Source organism: Enterococcus sp. LX10 (assembly GCF_023539285.1).
GTDB lineage: Bacteria > Bacillota > Bacilli > Lactobacillales > Enterococcaceae > Enterococcus > Enterococcus faecalis.
Genome location: NZ_CP092784.1, coordinates 886,639 through 910,874, shown reverse-complemented (window position 1 = coordinate 910,874; position 24,236 = coordinate 886,639). Strand labels below are relative to the sequence as shown.

Sequence of the window (24,236 nt, the reverse complement as noted above, 5' to 3'; positions counted from 1 at the left end):
CTTGACAAAGAGTTACTTAAAAGACTATTATTTCTTTGTAATAAGTTAGGTGAGGCTCCTATACAAACATAGGCTATTGCTCAGAAATGTCGAGAGACACCAATGAGTAGAACAAGACTGGTCGAGGAGAAGGCTTTTCTCAAAATAGCTAAGAGTGATCTTTACGTTGTATAGTGCTAAAGCTCAACGTTCATGTTGATGTATATTTTTAGTCTCTAGTCAATCAGTTAAGTACTTTTATTTAAAATTAAGAGAGGAGTGAAAGTATGACTACTATGTTAGCAATCATTGGAACTGTTGTAATCATCACAGTTCAAGTTATTGAATATAATATGACAGAAATTCATATTCCCACTGCAGGAACATTTAATGACGATGATGCAGAACCCCCACATTCTTCTGTAACCCTTGTATTTATTCGCACTATACTTATCACTCTCTCACTTAACTTTCCATCTCATTTTTTTGAGATGGTTTTTTTATGTATTCGAGAAAATAATAAACAAAAAAGACTGTTAAATCATTGATTTAACAGTCTTTAGTATACCGGCGGCCGGAGCTTGTTTACTAAAAATACCGTTAAATACCTTATAAAGACTGTCAATTAAGTAATTTACTTTAAATACTTTTAACTGTTTTTCTTTTTCTCGCACCATCTTTGCACCAGCTATCTTAGTATTAAATAACAAACTAAAAGAGCGAATTCATCAATCCTCGCGTTTTAGATCGTGTTCTTACTTCATATTCCTGAAAGACATGATAGTATGTTTTTCTTATTTCTTCTGGTTTATCTCCAACAATTAAAGCAACTTCTTCTACTGAATAGCCTTGATAGATTAGAAAAGAAACAAAGGTATGTCTGCAACAATGCATAGAAAATTTTGGTTTATCAGTTATACCACACGTCACAAGAATTTTTTTAATCTCAATATTGGCCTTTCGGTTGTCACAGACACCTTCTTGCCAATCAAAGAAAATTTGTTTACGTGGATTTTTAATTTGATGAAACTGGCATTTTTCCTGTTGATATTGCCAAAACTCTTTCAATAGTTCAGCCAAGTTCTGTGGCATTTCTACCTTACGATAGCTATTTTTATTTTTACAGGGAAGCCAATCGCTTGAATTAGACGGCGGATTCATATAATCGTACGTTTTGTTTATATCTACAAACCCTTGTTCAAAATTTAAATCATCGATTGTAATCCCAACTATTTCAGAAAAACGGCACCCTGTAAGTAGAGAAAAGATAATTACATAATAAATAGAAGATTCTTTATCTCTATGTTGAACAACATACTGTAAAACTTTTTTATATTGAGTATCATCAATATACTTTTGATAAATTGGTTTCTCTTTAGACTTATCTCCAAGCCCCCTCAAAGAACTACCAGAAGTAAATTCAACAGGAATATGCCCCAGTGCAAAAGCCTGTTTGACACAAGCACGCATATGAGTATGAAACTTTTCTAAAGTAGCTGGCGAATAGTCTTTAGAAAACTGATTTAACAATTCTACGTACTTATCATTTGTTAAGTCAGATAATGGAGTATCACCTAAATACTTTTTAATATATTTTTTAGTGTGCTGATAGTGTCCTTGCGTTTTTTTGGAACGGGCTTCTTTTTTATATTTTTGAAAAAACCATTCAAAATACTCATAAAAAGGGACTGTAAACGCCATACGTCGATTTTTTGAAGCGACGGATTGCGCATGTTCCACTGCTTTTACTGCTTCAAATTTGGTATCAAAACTACCTAAGGTCTTATTTCTGTATTTTCCACCTTCCTTTTTTACGCTTACAAAAGCACGCCACTTTGTTCCTCGTTTACTAATTCCCATTTAAATCGCCTCTTTTAAAAAGAGCTTTTAAATAGCTATGGTCAAGATAATTATACCGCATCTATCTGAAAACTGGTAAAAATCTCGGAAAAATACTCTTCAATAAACGTTAACATCTTACTTTCTAATATATAATATTTGCCAGCACTACCACCTTTTGGATACGAGACACAACCATTGGGATTTTCTCTTATATCTAAGATTTTTTTTAATCTCGGATTTAAAAGAATTCGTTCATTAAACATTGGTCGACTTAAACAAGTATGTTTTTTCCTAAACGCTTCTACAGAAATACAGTTTCCTTTAAAACCTGCTCTTTTTAAATGATCGTACTCCTCTCTTTGAATTAGAATGAAATTTTTTGGTAAGATTATCTGAGCACTATATTCTATCACTTGTTCCAATTTTTTCACTTCTTTCATCCATTCAGTTTAAGTTGTTTATTTTTCTTTCTATTAATAAATATCTCTTTAAATCTATCAGCTGCTTTTGTCAGAAGCATCATAGGAATTTCACCTCTCCCCTCATTATGGCGAGCCTCACGGAAGTATCATTAGTTCATTTACGAATCTTGGCCTTAATTGACAGTTAAGTTGCTTTAGAAATTATTCGCTCAAAGAATTTTTTTCTTTGTCTTGGCGTAGCTAAAACATGCTCCTCGTAGATGGAAGGTACTGGTAGATTTTTATTTAGTTGTCAAAGAACACAAGCAGGAAATTTAATGTTTTTTTCCTGTTTCATATCTATAACAACCCAGAAGGGAGGATTTTCAATATATAAAAATAAGTTTATACAAAAAAGTCAAGTATCAAACTAAAATACACCTCGATATTTGCCTATAATAACCGTGTTTCTTACTTTATCAAAGTTATAGTTCTGTAGTTTTTAAGACAACTTCTTCACTATACGCTTTATAAATTCTCAATAACAATTTCACTCACTTGATTTTCTTCTTTAGTACTTTTAAAAATAAATCCAATAATATTTTCTATTTCTTTCTTTTTCTATATTAAAAGTATTTTACAAGAATTCCTAAAAACAAAACAACTTTTAAGATCACTATCAAATTATTACTCAATTCTTTTAGCTCTTTATTTTATAACTTTAATATAAAAATCCATGGTATATTTTAAACAAATACTTCATCTTAAACGGAGTAAATTTAAAAAGATGATACCTTAACTGATCAGTTGAAAAAGTTTCATCTATAGTAATATTTTAATTTTATATTAAAAAATCTTATGCGAAATCCATTCCATCTACAAACGTTAGAAATTTGGTATTCTGTATACCAATATAAATATTCTTCACAAACAAATTATATAACTACTTCAAAACAAATAACTAAATTCTATTTTTATTCTCTTATGAGTGGTTAATTTTTCGTCATGATTAATCTTAATGGAAATAGCTTTCTACACGTATAAATTTTCTGATGACAATCTTTCTTCTCCGTTTATGCTGCCATAACTTGTAGGATGGGTGGCAACTACTTGCCCTCTTTCATTTAGTAAAGGCAAGCCAGATCGACCTGCTTTTATATCATATTTAATAACCGGTTTATTTACGTCATCTGATTGTTTTTTTGAAAGCAAATTATTTTGTTCCCATTGATAATAACCTAGTCTTGGGACTGGATATCCAACAAGAGTTAGTAAACTAATAATATTTTCAAATTGCTTTAATTCAACAGGTATAACGATAAAACCATTAGGATTATTATTTTGTTTGCTAACTTTAACTACGGCTAAATCAAAACCTCCTTCTGATAAGCCTAAATTTTTTAAATAAAAAGTTCCATAAGGTAATTGATTATCTTGGTCTCTTATTTGTGAGGTCCTAAATTACCCAGTATATCCATTATCTGTCTTTACTGCATTTTTGCCACATGCCTATTAGTAACCCTATAATCTTTGCCTACAACAATACCTATACTAGATCCTATTCCGGTTATTCTCCTCACGAATGAATATTTGTGAAAGTCTTTGACTCTAGTACATCGATCATTTCCTAGAGAAATAATTCCACGTATGGATCTTAATCTTATAGGATTCTCTGAAGTTAATGAGCCTGTTTTTTTCAATATCCTATAGAGAAATTTGCTTGCTTAACCCAATCTCATCATTAACAAAAACAGATACTCCAACTGCTGTGACACTTGCGACAATTCCTTTCAATAAAATTAATGAAGCTAGGAATGAATCATTTTTTCGAGAGGAGATTGCCTAGATGTATCTAAGAAAAAACTAACAAGTATTGTAAACACACCATCAGTATTTGACAAAATCATTCTACTATAATAGAATAATTCTACATTTATAGAAAGGGTGAATTTTATTGATAGACAAATTAATCGGAAAGAGACTAAAAGCAATACGTGAGGAAAAAGGTTATTCTTTAGAAGATGTTGCATTAATGACTGGTGTCAGTCGTCCAAGTTTAAGTAATATTGAACGCGGCATTACTTCTACTTCTATCAATAATCTGTGGAAAATCTCAAAAGGGTTATCCATTCCAATTTCTTATTTTTTTAGTGAAAAAAATAGTACCTATGAATTAGTCTCTTTAGGAGATACTACAAAAATTGACTCACAGGATGAACTAATAAACATTTTTTCAACTTTTACATGGCGACCATCTGATAATTTTGAAACATTTTATTTAGAATTAGACTCTCATGCTGATCGTCTTTCCCAACCTCATACTTCGGGCGTGCAAGAAATAATTATCGTTTTAGAAGGGGAACTTCACCTTATTATTGACAACATTACCTTAATAGTTACTCCAAAACACATAGTTCGCTTTGATGCTGATAAAATCCATCATTATAAAAATAATACGAATCATCTTTGTAAATTTATAAGTATGATGTGTTATCCCGCTAAAGGAGAGTTATAATGGCATTCATTTTAAGTATATTTGCTTCATTCTTCTTCTCAATAACATTCGTATTAAATCAATTGATGTCAGTAGAAGGTGGCTATTGGCTTTGGACCGCATCCCTTCGCTTTCTATTTATGATCCCCTTTTTTTTAGTTATTGTAAGCTTTAAAAAAAATAGCTGTCTTTCTTCAATCTTGATAGCAATAAAAAAAAAATAGTAAGTCTTGGTTTTTGTGGAGTCAAGTTGGCTTTGGACTTTTTTATATTCCTTTGTGTTTTGCCTCAACTATAGCTCCTGGTTGGCTAATTGCAAGTACTTGGCAAGTGACTATCATTATGGGAAGTGTACTTGCCCCATTCATTGAACCTAATCTTAGTATTGAAAAAAATATCACAAAAAATGATTGGTTTCTTTTTGGTCTTATTTTATTAGGTATCGCAATCATTGAATTACAACATCTTTCTTTTCACAATGTAGAAAGTATGATATTTGCTTTTTTTGCTGTATTAGTTGCTGCGGTTGCTTATCCACTAGGTAATCGAAAAATTATGATAATTAATCATTTAACTGATAAATTGAATACAGACGAAAGGATTTTGGGTATGCTTTTGTGCAGTTTACCAACCTGGCTGATCTGTTCATTAATAGGTTTAGTAAAAAGTGGACTTCCTTCAATTAGCCAAGTACATTCTTCATTTTTGATTGCTTTGTTTTCAGGTGTTATCGCAACCTATCTATTTTTTTTAGCTACACAGTATGTTCATAAAAATTTAAAGAAATTAGCAGCTGTGGAGGCAATTCAATCATTAGAAGTCATTTTTTCTATTATTCTAGGAATCACATTGCTAAAAGATCCTTTTCCAAATATTCTAACATTGTTTGGTTTAACACTAGTCATAGTAGGAATCGTTTTTAAAGTTTTGAAAAGTTAATTAAATGAATTTAAAATAAGAAATAACAATTTTTAGAGTAGACTAGTTTTATTAGGATTTAAAAATGATAAAACTGGTCTGATTATTCTTGTGTTTTTCTCTAAGAGAAGTTATCGGTAAAAAAAGATCATTAAAAAAATTATAAACATATTATTTTTTTAGTCAAATATAACGCCAGTCTTTCAATCAAATGAATTGGGATAAATAATAAGATCAATGTATTTTAACAAATTGAAACTGCAGTTCCTGTTGGAAAGTTGTCGTATAACCATTTTGAGTCTTATAGAGGAAAATCGGATACATCCTAGTAAAGCTTCTTGTCCTAATTTAATAGCTTCTTTATAGTTCTTGTAATTAGGAATGAACCACGCATTAATAAAGTCAACAGAACAAAAACTATAATTTTTTATTTATTTCAAGTTTTTAATTCCCCAACATAGCTTAGCTATATACTTGAAACTACTATTACTTTATCTCAATTAAAATTTATTGCTATAAAACTAATTTCTATGTAGTAATTTTCTTAAATAAATGAGAGTGATTTATCCTAATTATTATGCTTATTTACCATTTCTACTAATGTTGTATCACAAACCTAATTTCTAGTCTTATGCTAAAAATCTTAACATTAAACACTGTGTCTTGATTTTTATTATCTTGAACTCATATGAAATTAATCCCCAGTTTAGAACATCAAAATAAATCCATCTCAATTTGTTATACAAAAGTTAAGATGGATTTATTAAGATTGATAAGATAGTTTAAAACCAAAAGATATCTTGATTATACTCTAAGCGATCGCTAAACTTCCTTTATCTATCGAATTAATTTGTAGTGAATTTGGAAAGAAATGCAACTTCATATGATGTTTACAAAGAATCTTATAATTTACTAATTACTAAATAGTAGAATGATTGTTTTCTCTCATAACTTAAATACTAAAATATTTATTTTTATTTAGTAATATATCTTGTAATTTAAATATCTAAAAAGTACTAATGCGGGTAAAGATGTCTTTATTTTTTTAATAGAATTTAAAGAGACTTAATCGTTGTTTATCAATGGAATTACTAATTTTTCATATTTCTGATGACTCTTAGCTACTGGTTGCACAACTAGGCTTGTTGCCTCTGCGGGGATATGATTCAAGTAGCTGTCTTCACTATTAATTCGGGTAATAAATGTTCCATTTGGTGCCGTTACATCATAGTATAAGAGGTCATCTGCCATCGTCGCATGTACAAATGCTTCGCCACTATCTTTCAAATAACGGTCAACTACAAAAATTGGAGTCCCTGCAACTTGCTTATTCTTTGGAACAACACCCAACTGACCTAACAAGATAGATTTTTTACTAGTATTTTCAACCGACACTGAGATTTTGCCAATTTCCCGATCTTTGTAGGCCGCTAAATCAAGCGTTGTTTCTTCCCATTGATTACTATTTCTAATTGATAACGCCACGGGATTTGTTAAATCATCTTTAAAGTAAAGAAGAACTTGTGCTTTAGCTCCTTCAGGCACTATCGTTTCCAACGTTAGTTCTTCTTGCCCTTTTAGTACATTATCCATTTTGAATAGGTGAACAATCGCTTGTCCCTCCATGTTTTTAATTTCTAAAGAACTTCCCCCGTTCCATGCATTACTGTAATTATAAGCAATCTCTGCTTGTCCTTCTTTCCACCATTGCCAAGTTGGTAATACGTCTTGAATACCAATATTGCTCCATTCTCTAGTTGAAACAGCTTGCCCTTCTGTGTAAAAACCTAATCCATGCCCTGTATTGAAGTTTGTTACAAAAGGAATACTTTGGACACTTGACTTTTCAGCAATAAAATTGGCTACACCATCCCAATGAGCGGCATTATTCGCATCATTTGGTTGCCCACGATCAGGATACGGAGAACTATTTTCTTCCGTCAATCTGCCTGTGGTGGTCGGATCTTGCTTAGGTCCAGACCAGTACTCCCGTTCCCGCGTATTGATAGCAACTTGATTGCCATTCGCTAAATTGTCTCCAGGGTAACGGGAATAGACAAAATCCGAACCAAATAACGCCCATGAAGCCAATGGATTCGTTTTATCTGCAAAAATTTGTCGTGGATCATACGGTGGATTAAACCCATATTTTTGATTTTCAGTTCCAGCAAACATGACTTGTAGCGGATCTAACCCAATGCTCTTCGCATATTGATTGCCTTTTTCTAAGCGATTTGTATTCCAGGCATAATTCATAAAAATACTATCTGAAGCAGAACCATTTGCCGCTTGTACCCAATAACTATTCGTTGTATCAAAGCCATTGACATAGTGCAATTGACCATCTTTGGTTAACGAATCGTAGAATTGGATATATAAGTCAGGCGCTTGCTGTTTAAAGTAAACTAGCATTGCCTGTAACTGATGGGCATTTTCTTTTGAAATGGTCGCCTCCTGATTAATGAAATAGCCATCAAAGTTCATGTAATGTGCTAACGCAATCATCTTATCTGCAATAGGGAAACTGCCGTCTTCCTTTTGAACCACCCATTTTGAAAACTCTTCCTGACGTGGCCAAAACCAGCTTCCTAAACTTTTCACCCCATTGCGGTGGGCCGCATCCGTATAGGCTGGATTAGGATAATTAACAACTCCATAGGTCAAACTATGATTACTTTTAATGTCATCATAGTTGGTTCCTTCGATTGGCACCCCATTCCATGATGCATAATAGTCAACGTATTGCCAGAATTGAAACACATTGCGGGCGTAAGCGTCCACTGTTCGTGTGAAGTCAGGAATTCCTTTTTCCACACCATAGCCCGGATCACCATAATCCCCAGATAGCGTTAATAATGCTGCCTCATTTTTTAATTGCGGTTGTGCCTGCGTCGCTGTATAAGGAGCATTTCTTTTTTCCAGTGGTGTACTTGAACGGAAATACTTAGCCGTTGTATCCGTCTCAGGGGACCAATTCAACATTTGTTCCGCATTAAATCCATGAAAGTAAGGTTGATTTTCCCCCTTAACAGAATAATTATCGGCAGCTTGACCGGCTTGTGGAACTCCTGCAACAACCACTCCAACAACGATAAAACAAAATAACAGAAAATAGCTCTTTTTCATTCGTAGTTCCTCCTGTTCAAAACAAATAATCGACAGCCAACAATAATGAATCTATTTTTTGTCTTCTCCCCTTCTTTATTCCTAATTTTTGCTACTTTTACGTAATGGTTATTGATGTAAAATTCGTTCTGACTCAATCCACTTTTTCACAGAATCCGCGTACAAATGAATATAACGTTCATAAACCATGTCTAATTGAATAAGAATGGGAATCTGTGGCGAAATGTTCCCTAACGCTTCTTCTCTGGTTAATATTGCTGTAAACAAGGTTACATCAGCGAATGGCAGCAGTTCGGATTGTTGATTAGACGTGACTAATAAAACCGACAAGGATTTTTTCTTGGCTTCCCGCATAGCTTGGCGCATTTTTTCGTCTTGTCCTCTAAGGCTGGACACAACAATGAGCTCATCAGATTCTGCAAATTTTGATGCCATTGAAATAGAATTCTCATCAGAACTAATTCGAATATATTTCCCCAAACGTGAAAACTTAAATTGAAAATCTAAACCGGCAAAAGAGTTGAAGCCTTTTCCGTAAAAATGAATCATTTTGTGCTGATGGATATATTCACAAAATTTGTCGATTTTTTGTTCCACATAAATATTCTCGCTTCGTGTCGCCAACGAGTGATAAGCGGCTGTAACCACAGAGGAAACCGACAGTTCTTTTTTTGTTTTGTCTAACGATAACTTGTAGAGAAAAATCAGTTCTTTGTAATTGTTTAAATCAATTTTCTTACAAAAGCGGGTAATTGATGCTTTTGAGACCGCTAAGTGTTTCGACAATTTATCAATCGTAATCGGCTGTTTCTTCGCTAAAAAATAATCCGCGATTAACTGCTCAACATACGTCATTTCCATTCTGTATGATTCAATCAACAGAAAAATATCTTCTTGCATGTTCTTCACCCTTTGCTAAATAATGTGAATGGTTCTAATTTCACCAGGAGCAAATATGCCTAAATTGATTTGATTTCCTACTTTTCTTGATGTTGTTGGGATTCCCTTTAAATTAACCCACTCATATGCTACTTGTTGATTAAAGGTTAACATACCGCCCGGCACCTGAACATTCTTAGGGTTAAATACTCGTAAATCAAACCCTGTCAATGTCGTAGATTTTCTCAACGAACGAAAGACTAATTCTTGACTGATTAAGGCCATACCCAAGGTTTGGACGGCTGGTTTCGGCAAAGGATTAGAAACAAAATATTTTAATGGATTCGTAAAACGGTTCAGCTCTTGAATTTGATAATACGGTAATGAGACCGCATAATCTAAATAGCTCTTCTCAATTTGTGCTGGTTGATATTCACTATCCCACTGTAACGCAAACTTGAATACCAGCGATTGCTGTAATTGGCTGTCTGGCGTGGGAATGTACTTAAATTCATTCCCAGAGGCAATTCCCGGACGTCTTAATAAGTCCGGTCTGCCCAGATATCCCACTGATCGAAACAGCGTAAGTGCTATTTGGCGAAATTCCTGTCCGACAAACTGATATTCTTTAATTCCTTTCGTAAATACCGTCAAACTCCCCGTTGTATTGTGTGCGTTGACATAGTGAAGCATCGGGAAAATCGTAGTTGGTTCTTCTTTCCAACCTAACTCCCGCCAATCAACCAAGTGAGGTTCTACTACTGCCCGTTTAGCGACGCCAAATGGTGTATCGGCGTAAGAATATCGGTTCGCAAACGGTGTCTGAATATGCACTCGCATTCGATGATCTATCGCTTGATTATCAATAGTCAGCTGACACTGAACCTGTCGAGACGCTTTTTTTAGGATGATACATAAAGTATATGCAATTTCTTTCGTTACACATTTTTGTTTTCGTTCCTCTAAATTTTGTGCCACCAGCCAGACACCAGAGAGCTGTAGTCTCTCTTCCAAGTGGTGTCGAATCACATGTACTTTAGCTTCACGAAAATCATGTAACGTCGTGAAATCCTCATAAGGTGGGGAATAATCATATGTATCGCCTTCATCCCCACTGTCTTCAATTTGAAAGATATCCTCTAACCATAGTTGCTGTTCTTTCACCAGTAATTGAATTTTCCCATTCTTCATTTTCACTTGATAATAGCTATTCTCAATCTGAGAACTGGTATCCTTCACCTTCGGCACTACAGCAGTTTCTGTTGCCTGCTCTATCAATTGATATGTTTTAAAGCTAAACGCAGGTACATTTACTTCAACTAATAATGTATGGATGTAGTAAAACTTCGTTTCGTCTTGTTCTTCGAGATTTCTACGAATCGAACCACTATATTCTTTAATGGTCTTACACTGCTCTATCTGAATTTCTGAGCTATTTTCCAGAATAGTAACGCTAGGACTTTTTACGGAAACCTCAACGGTTATTACTTGCTTCATAGCCCAAGGCAACGGGTTATACACGGTTATTTCATTTTCTTGTACTTCCGTGCGAGATTCCGCTATTTTTCTCGTTAGATAGTCCACCAAGGAAGCAGAGAGTTGCTCGGCTTCTGTATACCGCTCTGAAATAATCTGGTTGGTTCGATCACTGTTACAACCACCGGCACTGTCGTGGGCTTGGTTTTTAGTCAATAATTTCCAAATTCGATCCAATACACCTTTTTTATAGGGAATGCCGACTTTTTCTGCCATAACCATTAGCGGTTCGACTTGATAAATCATTCGCCGTTCCAATCGGTCATTCATATATTTGTGGTCATAGCGAGACGAATATATTGATCGATGGATTTTTGACACTGAACTAGCTATAAACTCTCCTGAAATTGTTTGTAACTTCTGCTCATTCAATGCATCAAAAAAGTCATCGTAGGTGCTTTCTACTAGTTCATACTCCGGCAAATGTTGATTGTATAACGCAATTCGTTCACGCAAGTTCCGATCGACATATCGCTGATCCCCACCTACTGGCAAAACTAGCTGCTCACTGGTAGCACCTGCCTCAATCTCTGTCATCAATTCTTGATAGTTTTCCTCACAGATCAGACCTACACCAACAAAGTAGCCATTTTTAATATTGGACACCCGAACAGTGGATCCATCCTGACTCACCCAATTAAATTCTCGATCCGCTAACTGTTCCTCCGATAAGCCTCGCCAAAAAACAGCCCGATGAATCCCAAAACCATTATAAATTTTCGGCATGTCCTGACTTTGACCAAAAGAATCCGGCAAATAGCCAACTGCCATATATCCCCCTAAATCATCCGCTAATTCAATTCCTAAATTCAAATTGCGAATAATCGATTCTCCTGAAACGATGAGCTCATCTGTCTGTGTATACCATGGGCCAATCTGTAACCTTCGGCTTTGAACTAATTTGTTCAATCGTGGCTTTTGCTCTGGAAAACTCTGTAAATATTCATCTAAAATGCTCATTTGTCCATCTAGTAAGTAGTAATCAATTTGATTAGTTTCCAATGCATTTATTACTTCATCTAAATGGTAGACTAATTGCACAAATGATTCGTTGTTGGTAAAATACCACTCAAAATCCCAATGGGTATGATGAATAACATGTACCTTTTTTTTCATTGCCAAACATCCCTCTACTATTTTTTCGTCCGCCTCATTTATCGATCGTTAAAAATCAATTTGATTTACAATTGTGGCTAATTTTTTTGGCTCTGTTTCTGTTAAAATTCCTTCTCTAAATGTTTGATCGATTAACTTGCGCGCAATTAAACTTAGTAATTTCAGATGTTCGGTTGCTCCTTCTTCTGGAATCGTTAAGGCAAAGGCAACCTTTACCGGCTGACCATCCAACGCTTGCCAAGGAATTTTGTGGGCAAATTTAACCAAAAACATGCCTGGCTTTAACACCGCTGGATTCTTACTATGAGGAATCGCCAATTGGTCCTTAAAACCTGTTGTTGCTTTTGCCTCTCGTTCTTTTAATCCTTCAAAATACGCTTGTGCATTAGTTACAAAACCCATTTCGTGAGCAAATTCGGCAATCACTCGAAATGCCTCTTCTTGCGTGGTTGCTGTTTCATCAAATAAAATATGTTGTTGATTAAATACTTCTGCATTCATCGTGGTTTCCTCCGATTACATCTCCGTCGTTTGTTGTTCCAAAATTTCTTCCGTTAACTCTCTGTGATCTTTACGCATAACACCAATTAGAATGGCCGTAGTCAAAATCCCTGCCGAAACGGAGAATATCCATGTAATAAATGGGATTGGCTGCTCGACATAGCCAATAAAGGTGCCTAAAGGTGAACCAATGCCTCCAAAGAATTTACAACCCGTCGCAGCCGCCATGCCACCAGCGACCGCTGAACCAACTACATTAGCAAAAATCATTCGAACTGGATCAGCCGCTACAAAAGGAATCGCTCCTTCTGTCACACCAACAATTCCCATACCAAATGCTGCACTTGCCGCTACTTTTTCATCTTTTGAAAATTTCTTTTTAAATATTATAGTTGCTAACCAAACGCCTAAAGGCGCCACTGAAATAGCCGCTTGCGTCGCTGTTTGAGGAACAAAATTTGTGCCTTCCACCCCATATTTTGCTAACGTATCGGTGAATATGGCGGTGCCAAACACCAACGCGGTTTTATTAACTGGCCCACCTAAGTCAAAACCAATCATCGCGCCACAAACAGCTCCAATAATGACAGGCGCTCCAGCATAATTATTATTCAAAGCAGTTAAACCGTTATACATAGCATCCATGCCATTGGCAATTGGTGAACCAATAATGTATAGAACGATTAATGAAATCACCGCGGTTGCAATAAATGGAATAATCATAATAGGTACAATTGGTTGCAATAATTTGGGCCATTTTATTTTTTTCAAGCCCTTAACCATATAGCCGACAACAAACGCAACAATGATCGCACCAATAAACCCGCCACCTGCATTAGCTCCTAAGAATTCTGGATCGTTCGCTAAATATGCACCAATCATAGCTGGTGCAATTGCTGGTTTATCCGCAATTGAATTTGCAACGAACCCTGCAAATAATGGAATCATTAATTTGAAACCGACTTGACCGACATAAAAAAGTTTTGACATCAAGAATCCTAACTGAGTATCTGTATCAAATCCCCATTTAACGATACGACCTAAATCGTCTTTTTGAAATGCATATAAATTAGCAATTAAAAGAATAAGTCCTGCTGCAATAACCATAGGAATCATATAGGAAATTCCACTCATTAAATGGGTAAATATCGTTGTTTTTTCTTTGTCATTTCCTATTTGGATTTTTCCAACTTTGGATCCTTTCTTCCCAAATACTTCAGCTTCTGAAAAAGCAGTCGTGATTAGACCTTCTGCATCTTCAATCGCAGGAATGGATTTCGTTACATATAATGGTTTTCCAGAAAAGCGAATTGGGTCTATCTTAATATCTGAAGCAATAATTACTAAATCAGCCGCTTCAATATCTTCATCAGTTAAAACATTTTCTGCTCCAATTGCGCCATTGGTTTCCACTTTCATCTGATATCCTAATTTTCCAGCCGCACGTTCTAATGACTCTGCTGCCATATACGTATGCGCAATTCCAGTTGCACATGCTGTTACCGCAATAATTTTTTTCATACAATCCCTCCTTTTTATAAAACGCTTACAATTTTAGTTTACAATCTATTTGTTGGTAAATCTAGTTTACCTCGTCATTTTGTTTTTGGTTTCAAGAAAAAGCATAGTTTCGATACTTTTTTCAAAGCTTATTGCAATCCTGTTATTTAGCAGAAATATACTCAAGATTTTAATTTAAATACACATACTATTCTTTTTATAGACCTATAAGTAGTGTTTATCAAATGAATTTAACTACTCAGAAAGCTAAAAATGATAATTGATACAAATAACAAAGCTACTTACATAGTGATTGTTTTTATTTGGTTAGAATAAATAATCCTTATATGGTATTTTTTTATCTTTTTCCTTAAATATATACCGCTCTCCATATCAATTATCTAATAAAGCGTCATTGCATGTTTTTTCCTGCTTAAACAGTTATATCCCTCATATCGCTTAGTCAATGATATGATAAATTCTAATCGCTGACTACCTTACTTTCAAAAAACTAAGAAAAAGTAACAAGCTTGATGTAGTGAAACCCAAAAATTAGACTGAATATTGCCAGAGAAAGCTGGGCAGTACTTTTATAATACGAACCGTTCACGAAATTGAACGGGCCTACACTCTGGTGGTATCTTGACTCTATTGTATTTATAATAGTCAAACCATTTCTTAATTGCTTAAAACTAGAATAAATAATACTACAATAGGTTTCTTATTTTAGTAAATCGAAGAAATTTCCTATACGAGAATTGTCAAAACAATTTCCTTTACCTTTTTCGTGAATGCATAATTATATTTTGCCCAATTTAAATACGCCCCCAAAGTTAGACTTTTTGATCTAACTTTGGGGGCGTACTACATGAGACTTATTCTTTTTTTTAATTTATCTGTCTAATTTTTCATCACTAGCAATATCTTCTGCTCTTTGTTTGTAGTCATCAGTCACATTTTCTACGACTTCCTTTGTTTTCCCAGATACCTTCTCAGAAGTGCCTGTTCCTGCAATACCTGATATAGATTGTTTTAAATCCTCTAAAACTTCTTTAGAAGCTCCGATAACTTGATCCAAAGTTCCTTCTGCCTGCATTTGTTCATTTCCTATCACTTTTCCAGCGACTTCTTTTGCTTTTCCTTTAACAGAATCTTTATTAGTATTCATCTTCTGCATTTTATTAACGACAGCTAAACCAAAAGCTGTAGCTAAAAAACCAACGATAATTCCACTTTTTTTCATAGATATTCCCTCCATATTTAAGATGCCTTTATTCTACCAGAAATTGAAGTAAAACACTTGTATTATACATTTCAAAGAGTGAGGCAATTCGACTATGTTAAATCCTAAAGCCACTAGTTTTATTTCCTTGATTATTGTGCTACATTTCATCACTCTATTCACCTAAATCGCTTGATAACGAATTTATTGCAATGGTACCATCAGGTTACAATCGTTTTAGCTTTTTCTTAATGTGTATTCCTACTCACTTCTTTCAATAAATTACTTTGCTAAAAATATATATTATTTCCAAAATAATTACTAAATGGTATAATTATTCTACTTTCTTGGGAATTTTATATCTGAAATAAATTTTCTCTCTTTCTAAAATAACTGTTGATAAACGATTGTCTCTATCATATCAGTTATTCAGACAGTGGTAGGCTGACTATTTTTTGTTAAAAACTTCTGGATATGGGGATAGTCCCAAGAGAAACAACCAGATCATAAAATAATTGTGGTTTCTACTTTTATTAGTCCAAAATGTACTATTTATATATCAAAATTAGGCAATTGAACTCTAAAAGTTACAGAAAACAGGTCAAAAATTTAAAAGTTTCTGACCTAGGAATTTTCCTAATCTCTTAAATAATTTGTTGAATTTAAAAAAATGTAAAGAGCAATCTATGTGTAGTCCACCCCCAAAAGTTAGACCAAAAATCTAACTTTGGGGCCGCACTACAATGTTGACTTGCCCTTTACATTTATTTACGTTAGAGGATTAAAATGTTAGCTGATAATTATTCACTAAGATTCTTTATTTCAAATTCTACATCATATCCCAAGTCGTTGAGACGCTTAATATAACTTTTATATTTTTCTTTTTCATCTTTATCACTATCTACCATAATTTTAGTAGCTGAATTAGTTGCTAATTCGCTAATTCTAATTTTAAAATATTTACAAATCCTCAAAATTAGACATCGAAACTCATTTGATATGATTCTAAAAATTTCTTATTGATGTGATCCCGTACATTAATCGTTACATGATTATCTTCTACAACTACTTGATATCCAACTCCATCGACATGTACTTCCCCATAACTTGTATACCAAGGACAAGGAACATCAACAACATACCCATAATCTGTTTTATAAGCTTTCACTAAATCCAGACCATTGTGTACATGTCCTGTGAATATAACCGTTTGTGGGTATTCTCTTAAAATGTCTTTTAACGCTTCTTCGTGATTAAATGTTTTCTCTTCTTCTGTTGCATTTGCTGGGTATTGCTTTTCATCATAGATAACATCCTGATCAATTTGATCAGCTGTTCCTTTGAAGGTTTGGTGAATTGAAACAAAAATCGGTTTTTTTGTCTCAGCATTTTCTTTCACTTTTTCAGAAAACCATTGTAGTTGCTTTTTTGATAAATGAGCATTGTCTTTTAAATCCATTTCGGTGTTTAAAACAATAAAATGATAGCCGTCTACCCAATGATCAAAATACAATTGTTCCTCATTTTCTCGACTCCCCATATATTTCTCATTATATTTGAGGTATCTCTCTTTATATACTTTGTGTAAAGCGCTTGAATCAGGACCTTCTAACCAGCGAGCATCATGGTTTCCTAGCGCTAGCATAGGAATAATATGGTTTGGTAAGTTTTGTTCAAGTATTTTGTAAAATGTATTATACTCTGCTTCACTTCCATTATTTGTAAAATCTCCTAGATGCAATAATACTTTACTGTCTAAAAAGTTTTTTCTGATATCTTCAAGACTTTCTTTCCAATATATACTGGGAACGTCTGTTTCTGACTTTCCAACATGCGAATCACTAATAACATTAGCCAGTCGGCGGAAAACGACTGGCAATTTATCTGGTAACTTACAAAGCAAAGAGACAATCAATCAGTGGTCGATCGATTGTTGTAGCTGCTCAAACGTATAATTGAAATCGAGATGGGTTATGAGAAAAGAGGAACCCTTAGTTTAAAGGATTCCTCTTTTTTAGTCACTACAGTCCCCGAAGTAATTATTTTTTTATTTAAAATTCATTTTCCCTTTTCCACCTGGCGTTTCTCATCTGAGTTATTTTTGACATTCCTTTTGAAATTAATTTGTTAAGACTTAGGTTTAAACCCAAACAGCTTCATAAGAAGTGTACCAAAAACTAACAGTCCTCCCAATAATGAAAGTAAAATCGTATTACTTTCTCCCGTGTGAGGCAATTTATTTTTCTTATTACCAAAGTCTTTTTCTCCATCATAGCGCGGAATAGATTCCTTATTAGACGGATTCTTATTACCACTGTTATAATTTTCTTTTAATAATTTTTCTCGAATTTCATTTGGTTTTCTTTTACTATTTTCTGTATTTGTGTCTGTATTTGTGTCTGTATTTGTGTCTGTATTTGTGTCTGTATTTGTGTCTGTATTTGTGTCTGTATTTGCTTTTTCTATTAAATCTTTAACCAATTTTTCTGCTGCTTTTGCCGCCGCTTCTAATTCATCGGCTTTTGTTTCCGCTGCTTTAGCTGCTGCTTCTAATTCATCGGCTTTTGTTTCCGCTGCTTTAGCTGCTGCTTCTAATTCATCGGCTTTTGTTTCCGCTGCTTTAGCTGCTGCTTCTAATTCATCGGCTTTTGTTTCTGCTGCTTTTGCCGCTGCTTCTAATTCATCGGCTTTTGTTTCCGCTGCTTTAGCTGTTGCTTCTAATTCATCGGCTTTTGTTTCCGCTGCTTTAGCTGCTGCTTCTAATTCATCGGCTTTTGTTTCCGCCGCTTTAGCTGCTGCTTCTAATTCATCGGCTTTTGTTTCCGCTGCTTTAGCTGCTGCTTCTTTCTCTACTACTTCTTTTTCTAACTCAGCTTTTTTTACTGGGTCCGTTTCAGCTTCTGCGTCTTTCTTCGCTTGCTCTGCTTCTGCTCGTTTCGCTTCTGCGTCTTTCTTCGCTTGCTCTGCTTCTGCTCGTTTCGCTTCTGCGTCTTTCTTCGCTTGTTCTGCTTCTGCTCGTTTCGCTTCTGCGTCTTTCTTCGCTTGCTCTGCTTCTGCTCGTTTCGCTTCTGCGTCTTTCTTCGCTTGTTCTGCTTCTGCTCGTTTCGCTTCTGCGTCTTTCTTCGCTTGTTCTAAGTCTGTTGATGGTGTCACTTTCCCTGCTTCTTCTGTTGCTTTTACTCCCGCTTCTTTCGCTGCTTCTACTTTTGCTGGATCTGTAGCTTGATCAATTGTTGCTTTTGCTTGCTCTGCTGCTTGATCAACTACTGCTTTTTGCTCAGCTTTTTGTGCAGGCGTAAGCTCTGTGCTGCCATCAATTGCTTCCTTCGCCTTAGTAGCGGCTTGATCGATTGCCGCTTTCGCATCTTTCTTCGCTTGTTCTAAGTCTGTTGACGGTGTCACTTTTCCTGCTTCTTCTGTTGCTTTTACTCCCGCTTCTTTCGCTGCTTCTACTTTTGCTGGATCTGTAGCTTGATCAATTGTTGCTTTTGCTTGTTCTGCTGCTTGATCAACTACTGCTTTTTGCTCAGCTTTTTGTGCAGGCGTAAGCTCTGTGCTGCCATCAATTGCTTCCTTCGCCTTAGTAGCGGCTTGATCGATTGCCGCTTTCGCGTCTTTCTTCGCTTGTTCTAAGTCTGTTGATGGTGTCACTTTTCCTGCTTCTTCTGTTGCTTTTACTCCCGCTTCTTTCGCTGCTTCTACTTTTGCTGGATCTGTAGCTTGATCAATTGTTGCTTTTGCTTGTTCTGCTGCTTGATCAACTACTGCTTTTTGCTCAGCTTTTTGTGCAGGCGTAAGCTCTGTGCTGCCATCAATTGCTTCCTTCGCCTTAGTAGCGGCTTGATCGATTGCCGCTTTCGCGTCTTTCTTCGCTTGTTCTAAGTCTGTTGATGGTGTCACTTTTCCTGCTTCTTCTGTTGCTTTTACTCCCGCTTCTTTCGCTGCTTCTACTTTTGCTGGATCTGTAGCTTGATCAATTGTTGCTTTTGCTTGTTCTGCTGCTTGATCAACTACTGCTTTTTGCTCAGCTTTTTGTGCAGGCGTAAGCTCTGTGCTGCCATCAATTGCTTCCTTCGCCTTAGTAGCGGCTTGATCGATTGCCGCTTTCGCGTCTTTCTTCGCTTGTTCTAAGTCTGTTGATGGTGTCACTTTTCCTGCTTCTTCTGTTGCTTTTACTCCCGCTTCTTTCGCTGCTTCTACTTTTGCTGGATCTGTAGCTTGATCAATTGTTGCTTTTGCTTGTTCTGCTGCTTGATCAACTGCTGCTTTTTGTTCAGCTTTTTGTGCAGGCGTAAGCTCTGTGCTGCCATCAATTGCTTCCTTCGCCTTAGTAGCGGCTTGATCGATTGCCGCTTTCGCGTCTTTCTTCGCTTGTTCTAAGTCTGTTGATGGATTTTCTTCATTTTTTAGTTTATCAAAAATATTTTTTACCCTTGTTAACTCGTCACCATCGTTAGCTTTATCTACCTCTGATTTTAAATATTCTTTAATCTCAGGTGACAATTTTGACTGTTCAATATTCTCTTTTAATTTTTGCTTATCAGCTTCCAAGAGAGGGCGTAATGCCTCATTCACAACATCTCTTACTTCTTGAGGAGTTTCGGCATTTTTAATTTTTTCAATAGCACTACTCTTGTCTTCTGGGCTTAAAGAAGAATGATTGATTTGTTCAATCCCCTTATTTTTTGCACTGACTAAAGGTGAATTCTCTGCTCGTCCAACTTTATCTTTTAATAAGTCTTTACCTGGTCCTTCTTCTAAAGCTTCAATTTTTGCTTTTACCTGTTCAATTCGCTCACTGGTTACGCCATCTTTATATCCTTTTGAAGGATCAGATGGATCGAGTAATATTTCATTTAAAGCTTTGTTAGCTTCATCAAATTTTACTGATTCTTCATTAGCATCCGGTTTTAACTTTAATTGGTTAAGTGCATCATCATTTGCTTTTACTTGTTGTTTCGCTTTGTTCTTGTTAAAGGACGGTGTAGATAGTAAAGATTCGGTATCTGAAATTGCCTTATTTAAACTTACTAATGAATCATCTGTATATTGACCTTCTGATGCTTTCTTTTTCATGTCAGTAATTTGTTTATTTAATGTCTCTTTTAATTCTGCGGTTGTTTCATCATCGGTAAACAACTTGGCATTTTTAGAACCTAATTCAACTACTGTAGCATTACCTAACGTGTCAACTACTCCAAAGTTCATATTATAAAAACCTTTTTCAGCTTTTGGCAAGTCTACTAAGCCTAATCTATCTAAATCAATCGTTAAATAATAGTAATCAGGCGTTTGAATCGATACTTTTGCTACTACTGTATGCTTAAAAGTAGCTCTATTCGGGTATCCATCTGGACCAAAAGTAATATCTTTATCATTAAAAGATGTCCAATAAGGAATACCTATTCCACCTACACCCAAAATATTTGTGTAAGTATATGCACCAACAGCTCCTTTCTCTCTAATATTCGCCCAACCACCAAGCTTGGATAACAACTCTGGATCAATATCAAAAATGACATCCTCACTACCTACTGCTTGAACTTTAGCAAAAGAAGTAGCCATACCTGTAATTGTTAATACATTTTCTCCTTCAAAACGTCCAGTTGGATCTTTATCTACTCCCGCCTTTGTGTCCAATTGTTTTACCGCATTAATATCAACAGCATAAGCTTTTTCTGCACCCAAGCCTAAAAAGTCTATTCCAGAGATAGTAGCAGTTGCACCTCCTAATATTAGCGACGACATAAGCAACCCTTTGGCAATGTTCTTTGAAAATTTGTAATTCATTTGTTCCTCCTCCTAAAATTTTTTGTATATTATACATTCTTTTTTTTATTTCCCTGACTATGTAAAGTAAACAAATGTATATGTACATTCTTTTTTAAGCAAAAAAAGAAGATTTCATTGTATGAAATCTCTTTCGCATCAACAATTGGTATATTGTTATTTTTCATTGACATAATGTAACGTTTACATTAGTATATTTTACATAAAAAAACATTAGTAGTATACTATTATAAATAAATAAAACAATCCAATTTGCGTACAGATCTATACGTAAATTGGATTGAAAATGAGAGGGGTGTTGTTATTTTACTACGCAAAAAAACGAAAGATAAGTTGTTAATTCTTTACTTACTAAGTCATCCAAATTGGACTACAGATAGTTTAGCGTTAAAATTGAACCAATCAAAAAGATATACAAAAGATTTACTAAAGGAATTAAAAGACGACATAGTTTATCACTTAGATTCACCACTAAATATTCAAGTAGGATTTAGTGGTGAAATTACTATTACACCTCACACACCAAATGACATTTTACACTTATTCTATGCTTTAAAACTTGCTTATTTGGAACACACAAATGAATTTAAGTTATTGCACTTACTTTTACAGAAACAAACACCCTCTATTGAGGCCATAGCTAATTATCTATTTGTATCTCCTTCTTATGTTCGAAAGATAATAAATAGAATGAACGCTTTTTTTCAGCCCTTTCAGTTTCAGATATCCGAAGAAAAAAAAGTCTACGAATTAAAAGGAAATGAACTTTCTATTCGCTTATTTTTTTATGTAATTATGAATGACACTTACCAATCTATCCCTTGGCCTTACAAAAGTAAAGACTTTCCTGATTCTATTGATTACCGGCAGTCACTTCATATTATGCTCACTATTCTAAACAGTCGAAAAAGTCATAAGGTTCGTGTGCCTGCACTAAGTAAAAAAAGTGCTTGGATTATCGCTCACATGAAAGAAACGTATAATTTTATTCCACATTTGAAAAGTCAAAACATTTATTTTCATAATAGTTTAAATCAAGCTGCTATAGAAGAATACTTCATTTTTTTTACACATATTTGTGCCCCGCAGGTCATTCCGAAAGAAGTCAAAATTGTTTTGGGCGAGACATTTCTAAATGCCACTACTGACATTACTTTTTCAAGGACACTTTCTTATAAAATCATAGACCATTTTCAATTGGACTATGAAGAAGAAAAAAAATATTTACTTGCATATTACTTAACCGTTCTAGAAGGTTTTTATGACCTTATGCAAGAAACTACTATTTTATTTGAAAAACTTGTATTCCCACCTTTAGAATATTCTTTACTTTTTGAAAAAAAATATATTAAAGAAATAGTGCAGGTTTTTCAATGCTTCCTATCAGAAGAATGCCATGAAGAATTACTAAACAATTATAAATTGCAACAATACTTTTATGGCTTAATTTACACTATTTTACAAATTGAGAGACCTCCAGTTGTACGTATCTTTTTATATATAACAAATGCCCTTACAGCTCAAGATCTTATTCGGACACGTTTAGAGACAATATATAATTCTAAAACTGTCTTGTTTGTCCCATACTTTGAACAAGCAGATTTAGTTGTAACCGATTCGCTAAATTTTGGTCAAGATATTGACACAGAAATTTTTTCTTTCAATACCATTTTAAAAGAAGACCAATGGTCGCTTTTATTGCAAAAAATAAATCAATTGATTTTAACTAAAATGACTATACAAGAAAGGGATTATGAATGAAAATAGTTGGTTATGCTAGAGTTAGTACCACCCATCAACAACTTGATTCGCAAATCTATGCGTTAGAAAGTTTTGGTTGTGATATCATTTTTAAAGAACACGAAAGTGGACGCCTGAACAATCGTTCCCAGTTATCTCAGGCTTTAGAAAGTCTTTCACCAGGAGATACATTTGTTATATTCAAATTAGACCGACTTTCTCGAGGAACAAAGCACTTACTTTCCTTAATGGAGTTCTTCAATGAGAATCAGATTAATTTCATTAGCATTCAAAACAATATTGATACAAGTACATCAATAGGAAAATTTTTTTTTACTATTATGAGTGCTTTCGCAGAAATGGAAGCTGATTTAATTAGAGAGCGAGTTATTTCTGGATTACAAGCTGCGAAAGAAAAAGGTGTTACTTTAGGTAGACCTGTAAGAAACAAAAATATTGAGCAAGTAATTGATCAATACCTATACACTGATAAGTCAATTACACAGATTGCCACAGAAAACGATATTTCTCGTCCTACTGTGTACCGCTATTTAAAAACTAGAAATGTGCCTCTCAGACCCACTAAAGAGAAACAAGATACTAGGATTAAATAGATCTATATCTCCCCCTGGGTATTGGAAAGTTAGTAAAGTATTATTGGCATCTTCTTTACTTTTATGTTATAAATGTTGCATAAGAAGCAAAAGTCTCACTTCTTTACAAATCTATCTCTTTGACCAGTCGGCGGAAAACGGCTGGCTATTTATCTGGTAAAAATGAAAAAGCAATCAGTGGTCGATTGCTTTTTTCCCATTGTCCTAATGTAATTCTTTGCACGATAGATACAGCAAATAGTTTGTTTTTTCTATGAATTGATAAAGAGCCAGTTTTATTGAAACACTCAAATCCATCATCTTGTCTATTCTACTTTCTATCTCTTCCTTGTTATAAGTAAAAAAATTATCTTCCCATACCAACGCTATTACTAATTCTTCTTCATGAAAACTTATAAAGTACATACGTCCATAAGAATTTCCTCTTTCGTGTGCGTAAATTAGCATTAAAATTGTAACTCCTTTGTGTAAATTGACTTTTAATTCAATTAACGACGGTTTTCATATTACCTAAAAATTTTCTTTAGGAACACCATTTCCGCAATACTCAAAGTCATTGCTCAATCACCGTAATACAA

At 34.6% G+C, this 24,236-nt stretch carries 16 protein-coding genes, 1 pseudogene and 1 riboswitch; of the genes and pseudogenes, 6 read left to right on the top strand and 11 right to left on the bottom strand.

Annotated elements, in window-relative coordinates:
• The first annotated feature begins 34 nt into the window (after window positions 1-34).
• Window positions 35-202, top strand: a riboswitch (M-box (ykoK) riboswitch).
• Window positions 203-266: 64 nt separating this feature from the next.
• Window positions 267-527 (top strand): hypothetical protein, encoded by a 261-nt coding sequence (locus tag MKZ30_RS04375; RefSeq protein ID WP_002382058.1) that lies wholly within the window; start codon window positions 267-269, stop codon window positions 525-527.
• 163 nt (window positions 528-690) lie between these two features.
• Here the strand turns inward: MKZ30_RS04375 and MKZ30_RS04370 are convergent, their stop codons facing one another.
• Together MKZ30_RS04370 and MKZ30_RS04365 are read right to left on the bottom strand one after the other, a co-directional pair.
• Entirely contained in the window at window positions 691-1,839 is a 1,149-nt protein-coding gene (locus tag MKZ30_RS04370; RefSeq protein ID WP_202563144.1) for a site-specific integrase, read from the bottom strand.
• 50 nt (window positions 1,840-1,889) lie between these two features.
• Window positions 1,890-2,261, bottom strand: coding sequence for a DUF771 domain-containing protein (locus MKZ30_RS04365; RefSeq protein ID WP_025190696.1), 372 nt, complete (start codon window positions 2,259-2,261; stop codon window positions 1,890-1,892).
• 1,915 nt (window positions 2,262-4,176) lie between these two features.
• Between MKZ30_RS04365 and MKZ30_RS04360 the strand changes: the two genes are divergently transcribed.
• From MKZ30_RS04360 to MKZ30_RS04355, 3 genes and pseudogenes are all read left to right on the top strand, one after another.
• On the top strand, window positions 4,177-4,737 hold the full coding sequence (locus tag MKZ30_RS04360; protein WP_202563143.1) for a helix-turn-helix domain-containing protein: 561 nt from the start codon (window positions 4,177-4,179) through the stop codon (window positions 4,735-4,737).
• Window positions 4,737-4,940: a multidrug resistance efflux transporter family protein gene (locus MKZ30_RS13395; RefSeq protein WP_502799338.1), complete on the top strand. Its 204-nt coding sequence runs from the start codon at window positions 4,737-4,739 to the stop codon at window positions 4,938-4,940. The genes MKZ30_RS04360 and MKZ30_RS13395 overlap by 1 nt, the downstream gene beginning before the upstream one ends.
• A gap of 1 nt (window position 4,941) precedes the next feature.
• A pseudogene (locus MKZ30_RS04355) lies at window positions 4,942-5,655 on the top strand (multidrug resistance efflux transporter family protein); the annotation flags it as partial.
• A gap of 1,044 nt (window positions 5,656-6,699) precedes the next feature.
• On the opposite strand, the gene MKZ30_RS04350 reads toward MKZ30_RS04355, so the two are convergent.
• From MKZ30_RS04350 to MKZ30_RS04315, 8 genes are all read right to left on the bottom strand, one after another.
• Entirely contained in the window at window positions 6,700-8,760 is a 2,061-nt protein-coding gene (locus tag MKZ30_RS04350; protein WP_202563141.1) for an endo-beta-N-acetylglucosaminidase, read from the bottom strand.
• Window positions 8,761-8,868: 108 nt separating this feature from the next.
• On the bottom strand, window positions 8,869-9,660 hold the full coding sequence (locus MKZ30_RS04345; protein WP_202563140.1) for a MurR/RpiR family transcriptional regulator: 792 nt from the start codon (window positions 9,658-9,660) through the stop codon (window positions 8,869-8,871).
• A gap of 15 nt (window positions 9,661-9,675) precedes the next feature.
• Window positions 9,676-12,291 carry a glycoside hydrolase family 38 N-terminal domain-containing protein gene (locus MKZ30_RS04340; protein WP_249958793.1) on the bottom strand — a complete coding sequence of 872 codons (2,616 nt, stop codon included), beginning with the start codon at window positions 12,289-12,291 and terminating at the stop codon, window positions 9,676-9,678.
• Window positions 12,292-12,339: 48 nt separating this feature from the next.
• The gene (locus MKZ30_RS04335) at window positions 12,340-12,792 is read right to left on the bottom strand and encodes a PTS sugar transporter subunit IIA (RefSeq protein ID WP_202563138.1); all 453 of its coding nucleotides are present in this window, start codon (window positions 12,790-12,792) and stop codon (window positions 12,340-12,342) included.
• A 15-nt stretch (window positions 12,793-12,807) separates the two neighbouring features.
• Window positions 12,808-14,313, bottom strand: a complete 1,506-nt coding sequence (locus tag MKZ30_RS04330; RefSeq protein ID WP_202563136.1) for a PTS fructose transporter subunit IIC — start codon at window positions 14,311-14,313, stop codon at window positions 12,808-12,810.
• Window positions 14,314-15,184: 871 nt separating this feature from the next.
• Window positions 15,185-15,535, bottom strand: coding sequence for a CsbD family protein (locus tag MKZ30_RS04325; RefSeq protein WP_242696142.1), 351 nt, complete (start codon window positions 15,533-15,535; stop codon window positions 15,185-15,187).
• A 955-nt stretch (window positions 15,536-16,490) separates the two neighbouring features.
• Complete coding sequence (locus MKZ30_RS04320) at window positions 16,491-17,429, bottom strand: metallophosphoesterase family protein (RefSeq protein WP_249958792.1); 939 nt, start codon at window positions 17,427-17,429, stop codon at window positions 16,491-16,493.
• A gap of 212 nt (window positions 17,430-17,641) precedes the next feature.
• Entirely contained in the window at window positions 17,642-21,304 is a 3,663-nt protein-coding gene (locus tag MKZ30_RS04315) for a DUF1542 domain-containing protein (protein WP_249958791.1), read from the bottom strand.
• Between the two features lie 252 nt (window positions 21,305-21,556).
• On the opposite strand from MKZ30_RS04315, the gene MKZ30_RS04310 reads away from it, so the two are divergent.
• Complete coding sequence (locus MKZ30_RS04310; protein ID WP_207435164.1) at window positions 21,557-23,065, top strand: helix-turn-helix domain-containing protein; 1,509 nt, start codon at window positions 21,557-21,559, stop codon at window positions 23,063-23,065.
• A complete protein-coding gene (locus MKZ30_RS04305; protein ID WP_202563132.1) occupies window positions 23,062-23,658 on the top strand; it encodes a recombinase family protein in 597 nt (198 codons plus the stop codon). Before MKZ30_RS04310 ends, MKZ30_RS04305 begins: the two co-directional genes overlap by 4 nt.
• Before the next feature lie 204 nt (window positions 23,659-23,862).
• Here the strand turns inward: MKZ30_RS04305 and MKZ30_RS04300 are convergent, their stop codons facing one another.
• Window positions 23,863-24,105: a hypothetical protein gene (locus MKZ30_RS04300; protein WP_202563131.1), complete on the bottom strand. Its 243-nt coding sequence runs from the start codon at window positions 24,103-24,105 to the stop codon at window positions 23,863-23,865.
• Window positions 24,106-24,236 lie beyond the last annotated feature (131 nt).